This is a genomic window from Streptococcus suis, from assembly GCF_019794555.1.
Lineage (GTDB): Bacteria > Bacillota > Bacilli > Lactobacillales > Streptococcaceae > Streptococcus > Streptococcus suis_AB.
Genome location: NZ_JAIMEP010000078.1, coordinates 1 through 634 on the forward strand (window position 1 = coordinate 1; position 634 = coordinate 634).

The window sequence follows — 634 nt, forward strand, 5'->3', positions numbered from 1 at the left end:
AATCGGGAAGACAGGATTCGAACCTGCGACACCTTGGTCCCAAACCAAGTACTCTACCAAGCTGAGCTACTTCCCGATATCATTAAAAATAAAGCTCCCCTAACGTCTCCATTAAGCGAGTGATGCACCCTAGAGGAGTCGAACCTCTAACCGCCTGATTCGTAGTCAGGTACTCTATCCAGTTGAGCTAAGGGTGCTAACTATATGTAGTCCATGCCGAGGACCGGAATCGAACCGGTACGATGTTGCCATCGCAGGATTTTAAGTCCTGTGCGTCTGCCAGTTCCGCCACCCCGGCTCCTAAAGCGAACGACGGGATTCGAACCCGCGACCCCCACCTTGGCAAGGTGGTGTTCTACCACTGAACTACGTTCGCAATTCTTCTGAATGCCGGCTACATGACTTGAACACGCGACCCTCTGATTACAAATCAGATGCTCTACCAACTGAGCTAAGCCGGCCTATTTCTATTCTTATGCGGGTTAAGGGACTTGAACCCCCACGCCCGAAAGCGCCAGATCCTAAATCTGGTGCGTCTGCCAATTCCGCCAAACCCGCATATGACTCGTGCTGGGCTCGAACCAGCGACCCATTGATTAAAAGTCAATTGCTCTACCAACTGAGCTAACGAGTC

The 634-nt window shown here is 51.4% G+C and carries 7 tRNA genes; all 7 read right to left on the reverse strand.

Features of this window, described 5'->3' with window-relative positions:
* Positions 1-2: 2 nt before the first annotated feature.
* Positions 3-76 (reverse strand) — tRNA-Pro (locus K6V48_RS11685).
* A 47-nt stretch (positions 77-123) separates the two neighbouring features.
* A tRNA-Arg gene (locus K6V48_RS11690) sits at positions 124-197 on the reverse strand.
* Positions 198-214: 17 nt separating this feature from the next.
* Positions 215-298 (reverse strand) — tRNA-Leu (locus K6V48_RS11695).
* Between the two features lie 6 nt (positions 299-304).
* Positions 305-376, reverse strand: a tRNA-Gly gene (locus tag K6V48_RS11700).
* Positions 377-388: 12 nt separating this feature from the next.
* Positions 389-461, reverse strand: a tRNA-Thr gene (locus K6V48_RS11705).
* Between the two features lie 15 nt (positions 462-476).
* A tRNA-Leu gene (locus K6V48_RS11710) sits at positions 477-558 on the reverse strand.
* Positions 559-561: 3 nt separating this feature from the next.
* A tRNA-Lys gene (locus K6V48_RS11715) sits at positions 562-634 on the reverse strand.